This window comes from Phaeobacter gallaeciensis (assembly GCF_001678945.1).
GTDB classification, from domain to species: Bacteria; Pseudomonadota; Alphaproteobacteria; order Rhodobacterales; family Rhodobacteraceae; genus Phycobacter; species Phycobacter gallaeciensis_A.
This window is the reverse complement of sequence record NZ_CP015124.1, coordinates 516,663-536,723: the sequence shown is the minus strand read 5'-3', so window position 1 is coordinate 536,723 and position 20,061 is coordinate 516,663. Positions and strand designations below refer to the sequence as shown.

At 62.1% G+C, this 20,061-nt stretch carries 18 protein-coding genes; 7 read left to right on the top strand and 11 right to left on the bottom strand.

Annotated elements, in window-relative coordinates; genetic code table 11:
• The 11 genes from mdoH to JL2886_RS02470 all read right to left on the bottom strand — a co-directional run bounded on the left by mdoH (position 1) and on the right by JL2886_RS02470 (position 14,330).
• Positions 1-1,920 (bottom strand): glucans biosynthesis glucosyltransferase MdoH, encoded by a 1,920-nt coding sequence (gene mdoH, locus JL2886_RS02520; protein WP_082995972.1) that lies wholly within the window; start codon positions 1,918-1,920, stop codon positions 1-3.
• Positions 1,917-3,422, bottom strand: coding sequence for a glucan biosynthesis protein (locus tag JL2886_RS02515; RefSeq protein ID WP_065270580.1), 1,506 nt, complete (start codon positions 3,420-3,422; stop codon positions 1,917-1,919). Before JL2886_RS02515 ends, mdoH begins: the two co-directional genes overlap by 4 nt.
• Positions 3,419-4,720, bottom strand: coding sequence for an OpgC family protein (locus tag JL2886_RS02510; RefSeq protein ID WP_065270579.1), 1,302 nt, complete (start codon positions 4,718-4,720; stop codon positions 3,419-3,421). Before JL2886_RS02510 ends, JL2886_RS02515 begins: the two co-directional genes overlap by 4 nt.
• A 103-nt stretch (positions 4,721-4,823) precedes the next feature.
• Positions 4,824-6,191: a tetratricopeptide repeat protein gene (locus tag JL2886_RS02505; RefSeq protein WP_065270578.1), complete on the bottom strand. Its 1,368-nt coding sequence runs from the start codon at positions 6,189-6,191 to the stop codon at positions 4,824-4,826.
• Positions 6,192-6,439: 248 nt separating this feature from the next.
• The gene (locus tag JL2886_RS02500; RefSeq protein WP_065273491.1) at positions 6,440-7,639 is read right to left on the bottom strand and encodes a CaiB/BaiF CoA transferase family protein; all 1,200 of its coding nucleotides are present in this window, start codon (positions 7,637-7,639) and stop codon (positions 6,440-6,442) included.
• Positions 7,626-9,245: a thiamine pyrophosphate-binding protein gene (locus tag JL2886_RS02495; protein ID WP_065270577.1), complete on the bottom strand. Its 1,620-nt coding sequence runs from the start codon at positions 9,243-9,245 to the stop codon at positions 7,626-7,628. Before JL2886_RS02495 ends, JL2886_RS02500 begins: the two co-directional genes overlap by 14 nt.
• 78 nt (positions 9,246-9,323) lie before the next feature.
• Positions 9,324-9,806, bottom strand: a complete 483-nt coding sequence (locus JL2886_RS02490; protein ID WP_065270576.1) for a DUF302 domain-containing protein — start codon at positions 9,804-9,806, stop codon at positions 9,324-9,326.
• Positions 9,807-9,967: 161 nt separating this feature from the next.
• Entirely contained in the window at positions 9,968-11,998 is a 2,031-nt protein-coding gene (locus JL2886_RS02485; protein ID WP_065270575.1) for a PhoX family protein, read from the bottom strand.
• Between the two features lie 201 nt (positions 11,999-12,199).
• Complete coding sequence (locus tag JL2886_RS02480) at positions 12,200-13,258, bottom strand: YeeE/YedE family protein (protein WP_065270574.1); 1,059 nt, start codon at positions 13,256-13,258, stop codon at positions 12,200-12,202.
• Positions 13,259-13,498: 240 nt separating this feature from the next.
• Positions 13,499-13,828, bottom strand: coding sequence for an ArsR/SmtB family transcription factor (locus tag JL2886_RS02475; RefSeq protein WP_065270573.1), 330 nt, complete (start codon positions 13,826-13,828; stop codon positions 13,499-13,501).
• 85 nt (positions 13,829-13,913) lie between these two features.
• Positions 13,914-14,330 (bottom strand): hypothetical protein, encoded by a 417-nt coding sequence (locus JL2886_RS02470; RefSeq protein WP_065270572.1) that lies wholly within the window; start codon positions 14,328-14,330, stop codon positions 13,914-13,916.
• 136 nt (positions 14,331-14,466) lie between these two features.
• Here JL2886_RS02470 and JL2886_RS02465 point away from each other — a divergent pair, with 136 nt between their 5' ends.
• From JL2886_RS02465 to soxB, 7 genes are all read left to right on the top strand, one after another.
• Positions 14,467-15,204, top strand: a complete 738-nt coding sequence (locus JL2886_RS02465; protein WP_065270571.1) for a cytochrome c biogenesis CcdA family protein — start codon at positions 14,467-14,469, stop codon at positions 15,202-15,204.
• Positions 15,205-15,233: 29 nt separating this feature from the next.
• Complete coding sequence (locus tag JL2886_RS02460) at positions 15,234-15,836, top strand: thioredoxin family protein (RefSeq protein ID WP_065270570.1); 603 nt, start codon at positions 15,234-15,236, stop codon at positions 15,834-15,836.
• A gap of 124 nt (positions 15,837-15,960) precedes the next feature.
• On the top strand, positions 15,961-16,437 hold the full coding sequence (gene soxX / locus JL2886_RS02455) for a sulfur oxidation c-type cytochrome SoxX (RefSeq protein ID WP_065270569.1): 477 nt from the start codon (positions 15,961-15,963) through the stop codon (positions 16,435-16,437).
• Positions 16,438-16,486: 49 nt separating this feature from the next.
• Positions 16,487-16,903 carry a thiosulfate oxidation carrier protein SoxY gene (gene soxY / locus JL2886_RS02450; RefSeq protein WP_065273490.1) on the top strand — a complete coding sequence of 139 codons (417 nt, stop codon included), beginning with the start codon at positions 16,487-16,489 and terminating at the stop codon, positions 16,901-16,903.
• A 38-nt stretch (positions 16,904-16,941) separates the two neighbouring features.
• Positions 16,942-17,271: a thiosulfate oxidation carrier complex protein SoxZ gene (gene soxZ, locus JL2886_RS02445; protein WP_065270568.1), complete on the top strand. Its 330-nt coding sequence runs from the start codon at positions 16,942-16,944 to the stop codon at positions 17,269-17,271.
• A 77-nt stretch (positions 17,272-17,348) separates the two neighbouring features.
• Entirely contained in the window at positions 17,349-18,200 is an 852-nt protein-coding gene (gene soxA, locus JL2886_RS02440) for a sulfur oxidation c-type cytochrome SoxA (RefSeq protein ID WP_065270567.1), read from the top strand.
• A gap of 102 nt (positions 18,201-18,302) precedes the next feature.
• Positions 18,303-20,000: a thiosulfohydrolase SoxB gene (soxB, locus tag JL2886_RS02435; protein ID WP_065270566.1), complete on the top strand. Its 1,698-nt coding sequence runs from the start codon at positions 18,303-18,305 to the stop codon at positions 19,998-20,000.
• Positions 20,001-20,061 lie beyond the last annotated feature (61 nt).

The following is a 20,061-nucleotide window of genomic DNA, read 5'->3' as shown; positions in this document are numbered from 1 at the left end:
CTATTCCGCCGCTGAACGGTGGTCAGGTGCCCCGGCAAAGACGCGTTCAACCGCTTTGCGATAGGTCCGGGCGGTCCGGGCGATACGGGGTTCGGCAAAAACCTCGCGCGTACCCATCCAGAACCTGAGTCGAAGCGCGGGACGCATCCCCGACAGGGCCGACAGCGGCAGCACCAGTACCAGCGACAGGGCAATTGGCGCCAGCCAGACGGAAACCATCCCGGCCAGGATCCCGGCGCTGAGCGCAAGACCGCTGGTGAATTCGAGTGCATGACAGATCAGCATGGTCTTCAGCCCATAGCGCCCGCCATCCCGCGCCTGCGGCGCCCAGCCCCGTTGCAGGCGCAGGGCGCTACGCAGGACGGCGATCATCTGCTGCACCATCAGGATCGGCGCATAAAGGATTGCCAGCAGGATTTCGGAGACTACGGAGAGCGCGAACTGCCGACCGCCGCCATAATCCGATAGCCGCGTGCCAGTCAGGGGCAGCGCGGCAAGGGCCAGAAGTTTCGGCGCCAGCAGCATCGCATAGATAACCAGGATCACGGCGACATGGCGCGGCTCTGACATATCCGGCCAGGAGGGGCGCAGCGGGTCGGTGGGGCTGAAATACTGCAGCGCCGAGGTTTCCCCGTCTTCACCGATCAGCGCCCATATCACCAGAAGCGCAAACCAGATCGGCGCCATCAGGTACCCGATCGCCCCATGCAAGAGATGGAACCGTGAAATCGCGCAGAAACCCTGCGCGCGCAGCAGTTTCAGGTGCTGCAGATTGCCCTGGCACCAGCGCCGGTCGCGTAGGATGTGGTCGATCAGGGTCGGCGGCGTCTCCTCGTAAGACCCCTGGATCTGGGGCAGGAAATGCACGCCCCAGCCGGCCCGACGTAGCAGCCCTGCCTCGACGAAATCATGGCTCATGATCAGGGTCTTGCCGCCGAACGTCTGTTGCAGCTCGGGCAGTCCGGCGCAGGCGGCAAAGGCGCGGGTGCGCAGGATGGCGTTATGGCCCCAGTAGTTGCCCTCGGCGCCGACCCAGCGCGCCAGCCCTTCGGCCATGGCCAGGCCATAGACCCCGTTGGCAAACTGCTGCATGCGGCCAAAGACGGATCTGGCGCCGATCAGCTGTGGGAAGCTCTGGATCAGCCCGGCAGCCGGATCACGTCGCAGCGCATCGGCCAGTTGGGCAATCGCCCGGCCGGTCATCAGACTGTCGGCATCCAGCACCAGCATGGCGTCATAGCCACCGCCCCATCGGCGCACCCAATCCGCGATATTTCCCGCCTTGCGCCCGGTGTTGTCCTCGCGGCGGCGATAGTAGAGCCGGATACCGGGCGGCAGCGCGGCGCGCAGCGCCTCTACGCCCGCCAGTTCCTGCGCCGCGATGCGGTCATCCCGTGTGTCGGACAGGATGAACATGGCGTAATCATGCGCGCCGCCCCAGGCATGCAGATCCTCCAGCATAGTGCGGGCGTTGCCGAACACGGCGGCCGGATCTTCGTTGTGGACGGGCACCAGCACCGCAACGGTAAGCGGCGGCGTGTCGGGTGCGATGGGACCGGTCGGAACCCGGCGTTCGGCCTCTTGCCTGCGCTGCCACAGGCTGAACAGGCCCAAGAGCACGGTGGAGACCGAAAAGCAGATCCAGAAGAAATTGAAGGCAATGAGCGCCAGAAGCAGAACCTCGATCATCATGAAGCCGCCATCGGCAAACCAGCCTTGCATCACGAAGGTCAGCAAGGCGGTTGCAACCATCGCCGGGGAAAAGGCAATGACCCGCCAGAGCGCCACGCGCATCTGCGGCGCGGTCCCGGGGGCGCTCATGTCGCGGAAAGCGGCGCCAAAGTTCTGCTCTGGCATCGCCATGGGCTGTTCGGGCGGCAGCATCTTCGCCGCAGAGGGGGCGGAGATCAGATCTTTCATGCGGTCCACCTGTAAAGCCAGACTTCGGTGGCAGGCTGCCCGTCCCGGCGCAGCGCCGCCCGTAGCTCCACAAGGGAGCGGTCACCGGGTTCAAAGCTGAAGGCGAGCCGCAGGCCACCGGTGGCCGGATTGCGCTGCAGGACCCCGGTGCTGAGCTCGACATGCGGCGAGGAAAGCACGACGTCGAAGTTTTCGGGATCGCCTGCCAAAAGCGGATGATCTTCGAAATCCACGGTCATGATCCGCCCCGGGTCACCAAAGACACGTGCGCCCGCGGCGGTGTCCACCACCTGCGCTAGCGTACCAGTGGGGCCGGGGCCCCAGGTCAGGCGGTAATCAAGCCGCACCTCGGCTCCGGCAGGATAGGGCGTGCGCGGGCGCCAATAGGCGACGATATTGTCGTAGATTTCCTTGTCCGCCGGTATCTCTACCAGCGTGACGGCGCCCTTGCCCCAATCGCCCTTGGGTTCGACCCAGAGGCTGGGCCGGTCCTGATAATGCGCCTCAAGATCGGCGAAGTCCGACAGGTTGCGGCTGCGCTGCATCAACCCGAAACCTCGGGGGTTCTCGTCGACAAAGGAGGACACCTGCAGCTGCGCCGGATTGGCCAGTGGTCGCCACAGGGTTTCGCCGTTGCCATTCTCGATCAAAAGCCCATCGCTGTCGTGCACGGCGGGGCGGAAATCGTCGAACCGGTTACGGTTGGTGCGATCAAACAGGAACATCGAGGTCAGCGGCGCGATACCCGCGTGGGTCAGCTCTTCGCGTGGGAACAGCGTTGCTTCGACCTCCATCACGCAGGCGGCGCCGGGGGTGATGGTGAACCGGTAGGCGCCTGCGACCGAGGGCGAATCCATCAGCGCATGCACGACCATGTGGCGCTGGCCGGGGGCAGGGGCCTCCAGCCAGAATTCGGTGAACTCGGGGAATTCCTCTCCTTCGGCATCGCCGGTGTGAAGGGCCAGCCCGCGCGCCGACAACCCATAGGCCTGGCCGATGCCAATGGCGCGGAAATAGCTGGCGCCCTGAAAGACGCAGAATTCGTTCTTCTTGCCCGGCTCGCTCAGCTCGGTGCGCAAGCGAAAGCCCGAATACCCCAGCGCTCCTTCGGTGCTGAGATCCGGTGCCTTGTCTGTTTTGTCGAACAGGGTCAGATCAAAGGCAACAGGCTGCGCCAGCCCGTCCGCGACGCTGTGCATCTGCACCGCACGGGGGAAATAGAGGCCCGGCAGGAAGAAATCGACATTATAGCTGCGTTCCGTCTTGCTCCACAGCGCGTCGCGGCTGCGGAACCAGCGGGTCTGATAATCCTCATAGGTGAGATCCAGCCAGTCCTGCGGCACCTTAGCACGCGTGTGATAAGGCATCTGTGCCAGCATGCGGGCCTTGTCGATGACATCCTGATGCCGGAACGGAACGGAGGCGGCTTTGGCCGCGAGCGGAGCTGTCAGCGCAAGGCCGGAGACACCGGCAAGGAAACTACGGCGCGAAAGACGACTCATCGCTTTGCCCTCCAGGGGTGGGATTTGAACCAGGCGGCGGCAAAGGCACAGGCGATGATCAGGCAGAACCCGGCGATATTTGCCGCAGCGGTGATCAGGATGCCCCGGTCTGTCTGATCCAGCGCAAAGCCGATCAGCCGGGCCAGGGCCATCGAGAAGACGAAGACCGCAAGGGACTGTTGCCCGACCTTGGTGATGATGCGCAGGGCAAAGGACCAGAGCCGCGCCAGCCCCGAATGACCGGAGGCGATCAGCCGCTGACCACCAGCTCCGGCGGCCACCCAGCCGAGATAGGCCAGTGCCAAAAAGTGCGCATAGCGCAACAGGCCGAAATCGGTTTTCTCGCGCCACTCGTCCGTGAAGGCCCAGGCCGGGCGGATGGCGGCGGCCAGATCGTCGTTCCAGGCCTCAACCCACAGGAAGACCTTCCAGGAGCCAAAGGGAGCAGAGAAGATCAGGAAGGCTGCAGATACAAGCACCAGTGCCCGCGACACGGGCGGCGCCGGAAGCCAGCCTTTCATGAAGGCAAAGCCGGTGAAAAACAGCAATTGCCAGCCGAAGGGGTTGAAGAACCATTCCCGCGCCGACCAGGGTTCGGCGGGCAGGGATGCTCCGTCCGGTCCAAGGCCGATCATATAGGGGTTCGCGGCCAGCCAGATCAGCGCCGAAGCTGCGGCAACGGTCCAGAGGCCGATGCGCTCCAACCCCATCATCAGCGGCATCAAGGCCAGGACCACCAGATACATCGGCAGGATGTCAAAGTAGTTCGGCACATAGGTGAGCGTGAACAGGCCCATCAGTTGCGGCATGGGGTCGTTGAAAAAGTGCCCAAGGTTAAGCGAGTTGACGTAGCTTTTTTCAAAGGCACCGGTCAGGTCCAGCGCCGCCATGGTCATGGCGACAAAGAAGAACAGGCCGATATGAGCCCAGAATACCTGCCAGCAGCGGAATACCACCCGCGCAGTGCCCATCAGCCAGCCCCGGCGGGCAAAGGACCCACCAAAGGCGATGGCCGAGGCCATGCCCGAGCAGAAGACAAAAATCTCGGTCGCATCGGAAAACCCGAACCGGGCCGGGATCCAGCCGGTCCAGCGGTTGCCAGGAATATGAGCGACCAGGATGATGAACATGGCAATGCCGCGATAGAAATCGAGCCGCGGGTCGCGGACGCGTTTTTGCCCGCCTGCCGGGGCTGGGGCATGCTCCGATGCGGGCGCACGGCGGGTGTTGGCCGCTGCCGGACCTGCCACGGTCGGAATCTCTGCTTTGGGAGCGGGGAACTTGGAAATACGCGCCATCGTTAAGCGGTGTCCTTCCTGTCAATCAAACTTTGTGGCGGCGATGTAAGGGCGCGCCCGAGGCCAGGACCGGCATCCGGGCGCGCTCCGATCATTTCGCAGATCACTCGGCCGGCAGGCTGCGGCTGTCCGGCTGATTGCGCGCCTCGCTGATCAGGGCACGGCGGGCCAGAGCATAGTTGTCCTCGGCGCCACCGCGCTGGGCGCGGCGGCTGTCCAGCATGCGGGATACCTCGCTCAGGCGACCTGCGCGGATCCCGGCATCGATGGTCATGCGTTCAAAAACGTCGCGCTGGGCGTGGCTGCCACCGGCCAGTTGCATGGAGCCACGGGCCTGCGCCAGGTGGTCAAAGGCCAGCGCGAAATCACCTTCGCCAAAGGCCTCCAGCCCGCTGGCGGCGGCGCGGCCGGGATCTGCCATGCGCTGCCGCGCCTCGTCCCCGCCTGCGGCTGCCGCATCGGCGTGGATACGCTGCACCATCCGGGTGGTTTCATCCGGGCGCCCGCGCCCGGCCAGCGCCAGAAGGTAGTGCAGATCGGCAAAGATAAGGCTGCCATCCTCGGTCCGGGCGGCGCAGAGGTCGGAAAGTTCTTCCCAGCGGTTGCCGACGGCAATGCCTTCCAATTCCAGCCGCATCAGCAGCGAGGTGGCATTGGAAATATCGCGGTAATCGTCGGTCTTGTCCTGGCGAATCTCGCGGTCGTAAAGGTCAAGAACGGTGTCAGTCTGGCCCAGGTCCAGATGCATCAGCGCCTTGTGCCACCAGACGTGATAGCGGAAGTTGTTGCAATGGCTCCAGGCCTCTTCGCGGCCGGTCAGCCAGTCGAGCCCGGCCTTGGCGTTGCCGGTCATGTCATGCACATGCGCCACCGCATGCAGGCCCCAGGCATCATCCGGCGCCATCCAGAGTGCCTGACGCCCCGCAGTCTCCGCCTTACTATAGTCGCCGGTTTCCTCCAGCGCGAAGGCGTGACAGCCAAGCAGATAGCCGCGCCCGGGGTGATCCGGCGCATAGGCGGGCATCACCCGTTCCACTGACCGGCGCATCCCGGCGCTGTCGCCAAGGACGAAACGGATCGCCTGGCTCATCTTCATGGCAAGGCTGTCGGCAGGGTGGCCGCGCAGGACCTGCTCCAGCTTCTCAACGGCGGCGGTGGGGCGGCCCGCCAGCCACAGCTCCAGCGCATCGGCGAAGAGCCGCTCCCGGGGCAGGGCAGAGGCATAGGCGATGCGGGCAGCAGCCAGCGCATCGCGGGCAGGGGTGCGCATTTCGCGGCGGCCCAGCAGCAGCAGGAACAAACCCTTGGCAGCCTGCCCAAGGGTGAATTCGGGGGCGGCCTCCAGCAGCTTGCCCAGATGCACCGGGGCCTCTGCGCTGTGCGACAGAACCCCGATCTGAACCGCGTTCCACAGATCCAGCATTTCGGGATCTTTCAGGCTCGTCTCCTGTCCGAAGAGATCATGTGTCATTTGGGTCCAATCCTTACCACCGGTGTTGTTCACTAGGGGAAGGTTAGAACAGTGGTTTTCATCGCGCGACGGGCGCTCTCGCTTTGGTGAAGGCGCGTGTTTGAAGGTGGGGAAACCCGCTGAAACCTGTAATATTTGCGGGCAATTTCCCGCCAGACGGGTTTTTGAAACGCAAAACGCCCACCACGAAGGCAGGCGTTTGCCGGTTTTTGTAACATTCGGCCGGATCGTGCCGGGCAGAATATAGCCTAAGCCTTGGAAAACGGGTCCTCGGAGCCGAGAATCCGGTCGCTGTCAGCGCCGCAGCTGGGCGGTGCGTGGCGGTATGTGACCGGGGTGCGCGAGAAATTGAGCGGATTTCCAAGCAGTTTCACGGGAGTGTCCCCGGCCTGCATGTCGATGGCCATGCCCCGCGCAGCCACCTGATCGGAGGCGAAGACCCGGTCGAGCGTCTGCACTGGACCGGCCGTCACCTTGCGGGCCTCCATCGCGGCGATCACCTCGTCCATGGTGAAGCGTTTGAGCGCCGGGATCATGATGTCGTTGAGCGCTGCGCGATGCTCCAGCCGCGCCGGGTTGGTGGCAAAACGGGGATCGTCTGCAAGGCCTTCGAGCCCGAGGAACTCCATCACGCGCCGGAACTGGGCATCGTTGCCCACCGCCAGGATGACGTGGGAGTCCGAGGTCTCGTAGACGCCATAAGGCATGATGCTGGGGTGTTCGTTGCCGCGCCGGGTCGGCAAGGTGCCGGTGTTGAGATAGGCGACGCCTTCGTTGATCAGCCAGGCAATGGTGCTGTCGACCAGAGCGAGGTCGATCTGCTGCCCTTCACCGGTTTTTTCCTGGTGGCGCAGCGCAGCCAGAATGCCAATGCAGGCATACATACCGCACATCACATCGGCGATGCCGGTGCCAACCTTCACGGGTTGCCCCTCGGGATCGCCGGTGAGTGACATGATGCCGCTAAACCCCTGCGCCACAAGATCATATCCCGGGCGGTGGTTGTTGGGACCGGTCTGCCCGTAGCCCGAGATTGAGCAATAGACCAGCCGGGGAAACTCATCCTTGAGGCTGGCGTAATCCAGCCCGTATTTCGCCAGTCCGCCGGGTTTAAAATTCTCGATCAGGATATCGGCCTCGGCAGCGAGCCTGCGGATCTCGGCCTGACCTTCGGCCGTGGTGATATCCACCGCGACCGAGCGTTTGTTGCGGTTGGCGGCCATGTAGTAGGCCGACAGATCCGTGGGGTTGCCGTCGGCGTCCATGGCATAGGGTGGGCCCCATTGGCGGGTATCGTCACCCCCCGATTTGGGGTTTTCCACCTTGATGACCGTGGCGCCGAGATCGCCCAGCAGCTGGGTACAGGTGGGGCCGGCCAGAATGCGCGACAGGTCGAGAACCTTGACCCCATCAAGGGCCCCGTGTGGCAGCGTGTCAGATGCGTCCATCATATCCTCCGGGTTCGATTTCGGCAGAGATGACAGTGAAACGATCAGAAGCCAAGGCATCGGTGAGGGCGGCGCGCAGTTCCGTTCGGTTACGTACCGTCACGCCGTTGCCGCCAAAGGCCCGGCCCATCGCCGCAAAATCGTGCCGGGCGAAATCGACGCCCCGGTTTTTAAGCTGGCGTTGACGCTGTTTCAGCTCGATCAGGGCGAGGCTGGCATCGGCAAAGACCACGAAGATCGGCGCCACATCCAATTCGGCAGCGGTGGCCAGATCCCCGGCCACCATTAGGAAGCCTGCATCGCCGGAAAAGCTGACGACGGGACGGTCCGGTTGCGCCAGCTTGCGCCCGATCGCCATCGGCACGGCACAGCCCATTGTGCAAAGCCCGGATGACTGGATCAGCCCGCGCGGCTCGTTGCACTGCCACATCTGGCTGAGCAGGATCCGGTGGGCCCCACTGTCTGCGGTGGCCAGCGTCTCGGCAGGCAGAGTGGCGCGGCATTCGGCGATCACGCCCGCCGGTCCCCAGCTGTCATCCTGCGGATCAAAGGCGGCGTGCAGCGCCTGTTGTGCGGTGCTCAACTCTCCGCCGGGCCAGCGCGTTGGCGCCGTTTCGGCTTTCTCCGTCAGGGCTTCCAGCGTGGGGGTAAGCGGCGCCACGATGTTGAGGCTGGCCTGGTGCATGTAATGGGTGTTGGGTTCGGCAGCGATCTCGATCACGCGCTGGTGGGTTGGGTCCCAGGCGTTGCGCCAGCCGGGGCGCATTTCGATAGGATCATAGCCAAGCGACAGGATCAGATCCGACTGCGCCGCCAGCGGCAACAGGTGGCTGTCGGCCAGGGGGGACAGCCCGGCGCCGCCAAGGCACAGGGGGTGATCTTCGGGCAGGATGCCCTTCGCCTTGTAGCTGGTGACAAAGGGGATCTGATGCGCCTCCAGAAAGGCGCGAAGGGCAGGACCCGCGCCTTCGGCCACCGCATCAAGTCCGATGATGGCAAAGGGACGCTCGGCCTGCGCCAGCCAGCTGCGCGCCTGCGCCAGTGTGTCATTGTCTGGCTGGGTGGGCGCAGCAGGCGCGCGGCGGAAGTTGCGATCCCTGGTAGGGGCATCCGCGACCGAGATCGGCACGTCGATATGCACCGGACCATTGCGCGGCTCGGTCGCGATGGCGACCGCCTTGTCCGCGATCACGTCAGCCGCATCCGCATCCAGACGGAAGGTCGCCTTGGTGATGGGGGCGAAGACCGCGCGATGGTCCAGCACCTGATGGGTGTAGGTCTGTTCCTCACTTGCATCGACGCAGCCGGTCAGCACCATCATGGGCACCCTGTCCTGATGGGCATTGGCCACCACGTTGACGCCATTCAAGGCACCGGGACCGAGGGTCGCGACCAGAATGACCGGTGCGCCATCGGCGTGATGCACGCCTTCGCCCATGAACCCAGCGGCGTTTTCGTGCTTGGCGAGGTGAAAGGTGATCCCGGCATCCTCCAGCGCATCTACCAGGGTCAGCACCTCGCCGCCGGGCATGCCAAAGGCGTGGCGGCACCCGGCTTCATAGAGCCGGCGGGCCAGAACATCGGCCGCGCGAATATCTTGTGTCATGACAATCCGTTCCTAACTGATCCAGGCCAGATTGCCCGTCCAACCGCCGGGCGCAAGGACCCTCACGGCTCTGTGACCCTAGTTCACCGCCTCAATCGCGATCTTTTTGAACCGCCTGTCCAGATCCTTGGCAAGCTCCATGAGCGCATCACCGCCTTCATCGTGATAAGGAGCAAAGACATGGCTGGGGCGTTTGTAGGACAGGGTGGCGCTGCCATCGGGGGCTTCGGTGACATAAAGGCGGATCGGGGCTTCGATCATGGCGGCGGTAGATGTGGCAAGGATCCTGACCGCAAAATCATTGTTGAAGACGCCGATCACCCTATTGCCAGGGATGGTGATCCCACGGGCGGCGGCAGCGGCGGTGGGGCCTGCCTGGGTGACCACGCCCATCTTGTTGGCGCGCACAGCCGCCAGCGTGTCCTTCAGCAACGTCTGGTAGGACTTGGATGTCGCATGCACGTCCCATCCCTGCCGGGGGGCGATCTCCCCGGACTGGGCTGCCGATACTGAAAGAGTGACCATGAAGAGGATTGCCAGCAGGCGTGTGGGAATGGGCATCGAAGGCTCCGTCAGTTGCAGGAACCCCAAGGCTACACCGGATCGCGATCACGCGGCCTCACATCTGGGTGTCGGGCGGTTTTTCTTCCGGAGGGGGTGGAAAAAAGAACGCGCCCCATCTGGGGCGCGCTCCCTATGGCTTTAACTGGGATTGACCCGGATCAGACAGCGATCTTGCCGCCGCCCTTTTTCGTAACCACGACGACCGAGGGCCGCGGCGGCATCTTGGGGTCAAAGTCGGGCCAGCGGGTGGCCGGATCCTCAAAAGTCGAGGCGCGCTCGAACCCTTTCAGGGCCTTGGTGCCATCGGTGCCGGGGTGCTGCACCGCCAGGAACAGGGTCTCGCCGTTGTCGGTGAAGTAGGGGCCGCAGAGCTCACCGCCGACGGGGCAGCGGAAGAACAGCTTGGAGGTGCCGCGCAGATCGCCTTCGGTCTCGACGCCATAAAGGCCATCGGATTTGCCGGTCTTGCCCCATTTGCTGCCCTGGTCGGTGGAGACCCAGAGGCGGCCATCGGCGTCAAAGGCGCAGTTGTCCGGGGAGCCGAACCAGCCGTTGGCGCTGGTTTCCGGGTTCCACTGGGCGCCCACCTCGGTCAGCTCGGGATCACCGCATTGCACCAGGATCGACCAGGTGCCGCGGGTGGCGGCGTGATCGCCACCCTCTTCCTTGACCTCGATGATGTGACCAAAGTTCGATTTGGCACGGGGGTTTGCGGCGTTAACCTGATCCTCGGTGCGCTTGGAGTTGTTGGTCAGCATGATGTAGGCGGTGCCATCGCCGCGCGGCTGCGCGTCTTCGGGGCGGTCCATCGGCGTGGCGCCCAGGGCATCGGCTGCAAGGCGGGTGTCGATCAGGACATCGGCCTGGCTGGCAAAACCGTTTTCAGCGGTCAGCGGGCCGGTGCCGTGCACCAGCGGCAACCACTCGATGCTGCCGTCTTCGTCAAAGCGGGCCACATAGAGCGTACCGTCGCTCAGCAGTTTGCTGTTGGCGGCGGCATCGTCGGAGACCACACCGCTCGAGACATATTTGTACTGGTAGTCAAAGCGGTTGTCGTCGCCCATGTAGACGACCAGCTTGCCCGAGGAAGACACGGTGGTTTCGGCGCCTTCGTGGCGGAAGCGGCCAAGGGCGGTGTGCTTCACTGGCTTGGCACCCGGATTGAGCGGGTCGACTTCAACAACCCAGCCAAAGCGGTTGGGTTCATTGGGTTCTTTGTCGATGTTGAAGCGATCATAGAACTTGCCCCAGGCATACCAGCGGCCCGGCACGCCATAGCGTTTCATGTTCTTGGCTTCGGGCTGGTCCGAGATATCGGGTTTGCCATCGCCATCAACCACGTCCGTCCAGAAATAGCCGTGGAAGTTTTCTTCGGCCATCAGGTAGGTGCCCCAGGGGGTCATGCCGCCGGCGCAGTTGTTGAGCGTGCCGATGACCGAAATACCCGAAGGATCGGCGTTGGTTTTCATGCGGTCATGACCGGCGGCGGGGCCGTCGATGGTCATCTCGGTATTGAGGGGGGTAATGCGACGGTTCATCTTGCCATCGCGCACCACAGCCCATTTGCCGTCTGCGCCCTTGGCGATCTCGACCACGGTGCCACCATGGGCGGCCATTTCGATGTCGATCAGCTCCTTGGTCATGCCTTCAAAGCCTGCCTTGTCCTGACGGCCAAGGCCCGGGAACATGACCTCTTCATTGGTGTATTCGTGGTTCACGCAGAGCAGGCCGCGGGTGCCTTCGGCGTTCAGCGGGGTGAAACCGACGTAGTCGTTGTTGTAGCCGAATTGCTTCAGCTGGGCTTCGGCGGTCTGGTTCATCACATCGAATTCCGGAGCATCGGCGGTGATCGGATCTCCCCAGCGCAGCAGAATGTCAGCGTCATAGCCCTCGGCGATATGGTGGGTTTCGTCGTTGCCCCAGGTCAGTTCCTCGAAGTTATAGCGACCCGCGCCATGGCTGCCTGCAGCGGCTTCGGTCGGGGCGATCAGGGCCGAGGTGCCGAAAAGGGCGGTGGTGGCGGAGACGCCCAGCATGCCCTTCAGCAGGTCGCGACGGCCATAGCGGGCGTTGATCACATCGCCGATGGTGCGTTCAAGCCGAGGATTGGTAGGGATGTCGTCAAAGGCTTCATAGGCTTCCGCCTTGTTGCCGATTTCGGGATCGTTGATGATTTGCTTGCGGTCCATGGCTTGCTCCAAAGTTCCAGATGCCGACGGTGCGTCGTCGCGTGCTAAGTTGCGCGGACCTGTAACAATTGCGTGACGTGCTCCAAGGTTTTACCAAACCGTTACAACTTGGGCCGTTTTTCGCCTGTTCGTGATACTTCATCTGGAGCCGATGCCCCGTATATCATGCTGTGGCGGCGTCGGCGAAGGGGCGAATCCGGATCACTCGGCGGGGCGGAAGCCTTCGATCAGCTGCCGCAGGCCAATCGCCGCCCCGGCAAAAATCGCCAGGAAGGTGACCGGCGCGGAAACGGCGAGCAGTGAAAATGCGCTGAGCCCCTGACCGACGGTGCAGCCCATGGCGATGACGGCACCTGCGCCCATGATGCCCGCACCCACGATCTGGCGGCGCAATTCGCGGGGGTCTTCGCAGGCCTCCCAGCGAAAATGCCCCTTGATCAGCGAGCCGATGAAGGCCCCGGCCCAGACCCCTGCGATGGAGCCGACGGCAAAGGACAAGGGGCGCAGGCTGCCGGTCATGGTCCACAAAATAGTCTCACCCAGAGGGGCAGAAAAGGAATGCGACACCACCGGGAGGGCTTCGAAACCGGTCTGGTTGACCTCGCTGGTCAGGCCCCAGCCCGAAACGATGGCAAGGCCGACGATCACGGACCAGAAGACCGCGCTCTTGTCCTGACGCAGTTCGCGTCCGCAAAGCGCGGCGATGACCAGCACGGCGCCGACGGCAAGCCCGATGGTGTGCAGTGGCAGACCCGTCAGGGCAGCGGCGTGATGGGCCAGCCCGGGGGGAATATCGGTCGTGACCTGATGCTGCTCAAAGAAGAAATTGCGCAAGGGCGCAAGCGGACCGGAAAGAACCACATAGGTGGACACGCCCATGACCAGCACGATGACGAAACTGCGCAGATCACCGCCGCCCAGTCGGGCGATAGCGCCATAGCCGCAATTGCCGCTGAGCGCCATTCCGTAGCCGAACATCAAACCCCCGATGATTGAAGCCAGAGGCATCCATCTGATGCTGAGGTAGAAACTTTCGCTTTCATCCATAAGTCCTGCTGCAATAAGGGAAAAGCTGCCGATAACGGCGACGCCGATTGCCAATATCCACATACGCATGCGCAGGGTGGAGCCGCCATAAAGGACGTCCTCGATCGCGCCAAGCGTGCAGAACCTGCCCAGCCGGGCAGCAAGGCCAAGAAGGATTCCGCCTACGAGGCCTGCAATGGCCGCCAGGTGATGTTCTGTCAGCATATCAAACATGAGACGCCCCTCCCGGCAGGTTTCCTATCCTTCGAGTCATGCAGAAAGGAGGTGTGCGATGCAAGCGGCATCGCGCTGTCGCCGCCTGCTGTCGATGGGCAGGTGGTCAGCTATGGGAGCTCGGGAACACAACCGAGCGGACAGATGTTGAAGGATCTACAGGTCGCTCAGGCCGTGCGTATCTTGCTGGCCCCGGACCGGGACAAGACGGGTAGGGCAGGGAGAAAATCTAGGTCGTGCTTAGTTGCAGAAGAGGTCGTAGACCACTTCGAGGATGCGGCGCGGACGGTCGTCTGCCAGCCGGTAGTAGATGGCCTTGCCGTCGCGGCGCGGCACAACCAGACCTTCAAGGCGCAGGCGGGACAGTTGCTGCGATACCGCTGCCTGACGCGCCGAAAGCAGCTCTTCCAGCTCGGTGACGGATTTCTCGCCGGTGACCAGATGGCACAGGATCATGAGACGACCTTCGTGGCTGATCGCCTTGAGGAAATTGGACGCCGTGGTGGCGTTGTCCATCATCTTCTCAAGATCGTCATCTGCCATGTCTACCGAAAATTGCGGCAACCCCATCGCTCATTCTCCTTTGTGGCGGGCCGAATGGCCCCGCACATCTATACTTGTCCCAGTCAGCCAGACGTGTCGGTCTCCAGACCGGTCAGCTGTCGCCCACTTCTCCATCCGGCGCAAAGTCTGCATGATCGCGCAGCAGCGCCTCCAGCAGGGGCCAGAAAAAATCGGCCCCCGGATATCCTTCGAGCCGGGCCTTCTCATGACCGTCCTCCACAATCAAGAAGGTCGGGGTAAAAAGAACGCGACGAGTTGTTTCCAAGTCATCCGGCATATTGCGCAGATCCACCCGGCGCAGCGGCGCAAAGGCGCCTTCGGCCGTTTTGGGATAGATTGGCGCGATTTCTTCGTTCCAGCGCGCGCACCATTCGCAGCCATGCTGTTCGACCATCACCAGTTCCACTGCCCGGGCAGGTAGGCTGAGCGTGCACAGCACAAAAAAACCGGCCAGCAACCGGCGCAGCAGCAGCAAGGGCCGCAGAGGAACTGTGGACGCAAAAACCATGATGAAGCCGTTCGAAGCCGTTGACGAAGGTGCAGTGAGTAGGTTCTTTATGTAACACAACTTAATTTGAATATGTGAATGAGACAAGGCGCGCCGTCCCCGAATATCGGCTAATGCGCCCAAAAAAGGAGCTGAGATGCTCGAAATATCGTACTTTGGGGCCCTGTTTGCCGGTTTGTTGAGCTTTTTCACGCCCTGCATCCTGCCGATGGTGCCGTTTTACCTGTCCTACATGGGCGGGCTTTCGATGGCTGAACTGCGCGGCGACGGGCGCATTGCGCCGGGGGCGCAGCGTCGGCTGGTGATCTCTGCGCTGTGTTTCGCAGCTGGTGTCACCACGGTTTTCATGTTGATGGGCATGGGAGCTACCGCGCTGGGGCAGTTATTCGGGCGCTACATGGATATTCTGGCCTATGGCGCCGCCGGGGTGCTGGTCCTGTTCGGCCTGCATTTCCTGGGCGTGATGCGCATTCCGCTCCTATACCGCGAGGCACGCATGGAAAGCTCGGCCGAGCCTTCCACGCTGATTGGGGCCTATCTGATGGGGCTGGCCTTTGGCTTTGGCTGGACTCCCTGCGTGGGACCGGCGCTGGCGTCGATCCTGATGATCGCCTCCGGCATGGGGGACATCTGGCGCGGTGGCCTGCTCTTGCTGGTCTACGGCGTTGGAATGACGGCGCCTTTCGTCGTTGCCGCCCTGTTTGCAAAGCCGTTCCTGGCCTGGGTGGCGCGGCACCGGACCGCTTTTGCTTGGGTGGAAAAGGCGATGGGGGTTATGCTGATCCTGTTCGCTGTGCTGATTGTCACCGGAGGTGTCAGCTACATTGCCGATGCAATGATCCGCTGGATGCCCGGACTGTCCACAATTGGCTGACTGTCACCATAAATGGGAGAGACAAGGCAATGAATAGATTACTCAAAATGATTTCCGCACCGCTTGCCGCGCTGGCGCTTCCAGTGCTTCTGGCCGGGCCGGTGGCAGCGGTCGAGGTGGGCGACGACGGCCTTCATAAAACCGCATGGATGCGTGACACCTTCAAGGACCTTCAGGAAGATCTTGCCGAGGCGAATGCAGAGGGCAAGCGGCTGGTTCTTTTCTTTGAGCAGCGGGGCTGCATCTACTGCGCCAAGATGCACGAGGAGGTGTTCCCGCGTCCGGAAGTCAGCAACTACATCGAAGAGAATTATTTCGTCGTTCAGCTGAACCTGCACGGATCCACCGAGGTGACGGATTTCGACGGCGAAACCCTGCAGGAGCGGGAGATGGCGCGGAAGTGGAACGTGCTGTTCACGCCGACGATTCTTTTCCTGCCGGAAGAGGTACCCGAGGATCAGACCGCGGTGCAGGCGGCCGTTTCCATCATGCCGGGGGCCTTTGGGGCGGGGACCACGCTCGATATGTTCACCTGGGTCAACGAGAAGCGGTACGAGCTTGATAATGGGGAGGATTTCCAAAGGTATCACGCGCGCCGCATTCAGGAGCGCAACAATGGATCAACAGACTGATCCTTTGCGCAAGAGAATTAAAATTCACATTAATGAATTTGTTGTTGCGTCCCAGGCCTTCGGTGGCCTACGGTATGCAATAGCTAAGCAGGCCACTTCGCGGTGGCAGCCAACGGGAGGAACCATGAAGAGACTATCTCTGACACTGGCCATGTGTCTGGCCGGGACCATGTCGCAGGCGGGCGAAGTCGCGCCGAAAGACGTGAAATTCACCGAGGATGGCGCAATTGCCGAATCGTTGACAGGTGTTGCTGGCGACGCGGCCAACGGTGCGATCATCGCCGGGACCAAGTCCAAGGGGAACTGCGTGGCCTGTCATCAGGTGACTGCACTGGCTGACGTGCCCTTCCACGGCGAAATCGGCCCCATGCTGGACGGCGCGGGGGAGCGCTGGAGTGAAGCTGAGCTGCGTGGCCTCGTGGCGAATGCAAAAATGACCTTCGAGGGCACCATGATGCCTGCGTTCTACAAGGTCGACGGGTTTATCCGTCCGGGCGATGCCTACACCGGTAAGGCGGGCGCAGAGCCGCTGCCGCCGATCCTGACCGCCCAGGAGATTGAAGATGTCGTCGCTTTCCTCGCGACGCTGAAAGAAGAGTGAGACAGCAGCTTCCAGCTGCTTGTCCGAGCGAAGTCAAAGGAGACAAATGATGGAGTTCTCACGTCGCGAAACCCTGGCGATGGGCCTGGGCGCCGCCGTGCTGACGGTTCTGCCCTACCGCCTGAGCGCATCGGCAGACGATAAGATCGCCGAGTTCACCGGCGGTGCCGATATGGCCGACAGCGGTATTGAACTGACTGCGCCGGAGATTGCCGAAAACGGCAACACCGTGCCGATTTCGGTTAACGCCCCCGGCGCGACCGCGATCATGGTTCTGGCCACCGGCAACCCGACCCCCGGCGTTGCAACCTTCAACTTCGGCCCCGGTGCCGCCAGCCAGTCCGCATCCACCCGGATCCGCCTTGCTGGTACCCAGGACGTCGTGGCCATTGCCAAAATGGCAGACGGCAGCTTTGCCAAGGCAAGCGCCGCTGTGAAAGTGACCATCGGAGGCTGCGGCGGCTGATCGCCCCGCATCCCTTTCCGAATTCAAGGAGTTAAGACATGGCATCCGGTGTAAAACCCCGCGTCAAGGTCCCGAAGAAAGCCGCTGCTGGCGAAGCCGTCACCATCAAGACGCTGATCAGCCACAAGATGGAAAGCGGCCAGCGTAAGGACAAGGAAGGCAACGTCATTCCGCGTTCGATCATCAACCGTTTCACTTGCGAGTTTAACGGCGCCATGGTGATCGACGTCACGATGGAACCGGCGATTTCCACCAACCCTTACATTGAGTTTGAAGCCACCGTGCCTGAAGCAGGCGACTTCAAATTCACATGGTATGACGATGATGGATCCGTCTACGACACGGCGAAGTCGATCAAGATCGCCTGATCCTTTCCGGATCTCAAAGGCAAGCGTCTCGTCCGCCACTCCGGCGGGCGAGGCGGATACCCAAGGGAGGATATGGAATGAAATATAAGGCACTCACTGCCATTGCCGCCGTGCTGGCCCTGCCGATGGCCGCCTTCGCCGGCGCAGACGACGACACGCTCGTGGTGAACGAAGAGATCGAAATGGTCACCAAGACTGCGGCTCCGGCTGCAGTCGCTGACGCATTGGACGAAGTCATGTCTGGCTGGCACTTCCGCTCGGACGAGACCCAGGCCCTGCAGATGGACGATTTCGAAAACCCCGCGATGGTCTTTGTTGATCAAGCAATGGACAGCTGGGAAACCGTCGAAGGATCCGAAGGCAAGTCCTGCGCGTCCTGCCACGACGATGTTGCCGACAGCATGAAAGGCGTGCGCGCAGTCTATCCCAAGTGGAACGAAGAAGCTGGCGAAGTCCGCACCCTGGCCATGCAGATCAACGACTGCCGCGAAAACCAGATGGGCGCCGACAAGTGGAAATACACTGGCGGTGACATGGCGTCGATGGAGGCTCTGATCTCTGTCCAGTCGCGTGGCATGCCCGTCAACGTTGCCACCGATGGTCCGGTTCAGGCGATGTGGGAAAAAGGTAAGGAAATGTATTACACGCGTACCGGCCAGCTCGAGCTGTCCTGCGCGAACTGCCATGAAGACAACTATGGCAACATGATCCGCGCCGACCACCTGAGCCAAGGCCAGATCAATGGCTTCCCGGCCTACCGCCTGAAAAACGCCAAGCTGAACACCGTTCATGCCCGTTTCAAAGGCTGCGTACGTGATACCCGCGCCGAAACCTACAAGCCCGGTTCGCAGGATTTCGTCGCACTTGAGCTTTATGTCGCTTCGCGCGGCAACGGCCTGTCGGTTGAAGGACCGTCTGTCCGTAACTAAACCCGGAACGACCCCGTGCCAGTTCATGGTGCGGGGTCTTTCGTTCTTTCAATATTCACACATGCGAATATGTCGTATGTTTACACAGGATATCAGAGTACCATGATCTCGCGCCGTGATTTTCTGCAGGTTTCGATGGCCGCCTCTGCCCTGGTCGGGGCATCTGGTTTTGGCAATTGGGGGCGTCTTGCGGCGCAGCAAAGCCTGACTCAGGATCAATTGCTGGAGTTTGATACCTTCGGCAATATCAGCATCATCCATGTCACCGACATTCATGCGCAGCTGAAACCGATCTATTTCCGTGAACCCTCGATCAACCTCGGGGTGGGCGCGAACAAGGGTCAGGTGCCGCATATCACCGGTGCCGACTTCCGCAAGGCCTATGGCATCGCGGTTGGCAGTCCTTCCGCTTACGCGCTCACCTATGACGATTTTTCCTCCCTCGCCAAAGGATACGGGCGCGTAGGCGGTCTGGACCGCATGTCGACAGTGATCAATGCCATCCGTGCGGATCGGCCTGATGCGCTGCTGCTGGACGGCGGTGACACCTGGCACGGCTCCATGACCTGTCACAAGACCGAAGGTCAGGACATGGTCAACGTGATGAACGCGCTGAAACCGGATGCGATGACCTTCCACTGGGAGTTCACGCTGGGCTCCGACCGTGTGAATGAGATCGTCGAAGGTCTGCCCTTTGCCGCGCTGGGGCAAAACATCTTTGATTCCGAATGGGACGAACCGGCCGAGCTGTTCAAGCCGTACAAGTTCTTCGAACGCGGCGGCGCCAAGGTCGCCGTCATCGGTCAGGCCTTCCCCTATATGCCCATCGCGAACCCCGGCTGGATGTTCCCGGAATACTCGTTCGGGATCCGTGACGAGCATATGCAGGAGATGGTGGACGAGGTGCGCGCAGCGGGCGCCGATGTGGTGGTCTGCCTGTCGCACAATGGTTTCGACGTGGACAAGAAGATGGCCAGCGTTGTCACCGGTATCGACGTGATTCTGTCGGGCCACACCCACGATGCGCTGCCCGAACCGGTGCTGGTGGGCACGACCCACATCATCGCCTCCGGTTCCAACGGCAAATTCGTCTCCCGCGTGGATCTGGACGTGCGCGATGGTCAGATGATGGGTCTGAAGCACAAGCTGATCCCGATCTTCTCGGATGTGATCGCGCCCGATCCGGTTGTGTCCAAGCTGATCGACGAGCAGCGCGCGCCGTTCAAGGCCGAACTGGAAGAGGTGATCGGCCAGACCGACTCGCTGCTCTATCGTCGCGGCAACTTCAACGGCACCTGGGATGATCTGATCTGCGACGCGCTGCTGAGCGAGCGTGAAGCTGATATCGCCATGTCGCCCGGCGTACGCTGGGGCCCGTCGCTGGTGCCGGGTGACGACATCACCCGCGAAGACATCTGGAACGTCACCTCGATGAGCTATGGCGCCGCCTATCGCAGCGAGATGACCGGTGAATTCATCAAGGTGATCCTGGAAGACGTGGCTGACAACATCTTCAACCCGGACCCCTATTACCAGCAGGGCGGCGACATGGTGCGCATCGGTGGCATGGGCTACCGCATCGACATCACCAAACCTCAGGGCGAACGGATCACCGAGATGACGCTGCTGAAGAACGGTGAGGCGATCGATCCGGCGAAGACCTACATGGTCGCCGGCTGGGCCAGCGTCAACGAAGGCACCGAAGGTCCGCAGATCTGGGACGTCGTCGAAAACCACATCAAGAAAATGGGCACCGTCACGGTCAACCCGAACAACTCGGTCAAGGTGGTCGGCGCTTAATCAGCGCCGCCGCCTGACGGGCAAATTTTGCGCCGATGGGGCCCTGCCAGGGCACTCATCT